At 67.3% G+C, this 981-nt stretch carries 2 protein-coding genes and 1 other annotated feature; both genes read left to right on the plus strand.

The window, feature by feature from the left end:
* A partial coding sequence (locus tag MXD58_RS25540; protein WP_248838023.1) for a transposase occupies positions 1-374 on the plus strand: 374 nt, incomplete at its 5' end.
* Positions 332-448: a sequence feature (AL1L pseudoknot), on the plus strand. Its footprint overlaps the gene before it by 43 nt.
* Positions 383-981: IS3 family transposase (locus tag MXD58_RS25545; RefSeq protein ID WP_248838024.1), on the plus strand; the 599-nt coding region annotated here is incomplete at its 3' end. Its footprint overlaps the feature before it by 66 nt.

Raw genomic sequence — 981 nt, forward strand, 5'->3', positions numbered from 1 at the left:
TGAACCGCCCCGGGTTTGGTGGAGACCGGTCCGTTTGGGAGGATCGAGTCGTGCCCGCTCCCAGGAAGTACCCCGATGAGCTCCGTGAACGTTCCGTTCGGCTCGTGCAACAGATGCGTCGTGAGCAGCCGGCGGAGGCGTCACGTGCGATCTCGACGGTCGCGAAGCGGCTGGGTGTGCATTCGGCGACGCTGCGGCTGTGGGTGAATCAGGCCGAGGTCGATCAGGGGACTCGTCCGGGAATCACCACGCCGGACGCGGCGCGTATCGCCGAGCTGGAACGCGAGAACCGCGAGCTGAAGCGCGCGAACGAGATCCTGAAAGCGGCGTCGGCTTTCTTCGCGCGGGAGCTCGACCCGCGACTGCCGGGGTAGTCGCGTTCATCGACCAGCGCAAGGAAAACCTCGGTGGGGTCGAGCCGATCTGTGATGTGTTGCAGGTTGCCCCGTCGTCGCACCACGCCGCGAAGAAGCGTCCGCCGTCGGCGCGTTCGCTGCGCGACGCCGAGCTCCTCGTCGAGATCGAGCGGGTGTGGAAGGAGAACTACGAGGTGTACGGCGCGCGGAAGGTGTGGCGGGTGTTGAACCGGGAGGGGATCGCGGTGGCCCGGTGCACGGTGGAGCGCCTGATGCGCGCGGCCGGGCTGACCGGGGCGCTCCGCGGTGGGGCCAGGCCCCGCACGACGCGCGCTGACCCGGCTGCGCCCAGGCCGGCGGACCTGGTGGACCGGCAGTTCACCGCGGATCGGCCGAACGCTCTGTGGGTCGCCGACTTCACCTATGTTCCGACGTGGGCGGGCATGGTGTATGTGGCGTTCGTGATCGACGTGTATTCGCGGAAGATTGTCGGGTGGCGGCTCGACACCACCATGCGTACCGATCTTCCGCTCGACGCACTCGAGATCGCGATCTGGGGCCGCAAAGACCAGCCACTGAACGGTCTTGTGCACCATTCCGACAGGGGCTCACACACCGAATTCAA

The sequence above is a fragment of the Frankia sp. AgKG'84/4 genome (genome assembly GCF_023242965.2).
In the GTDB taxonomy this organism is placed as follows: domain Bacteria; phylum Actinomycetota; class Actinomycetes; order Frankiales; family Frankiaceae; genus Frankia.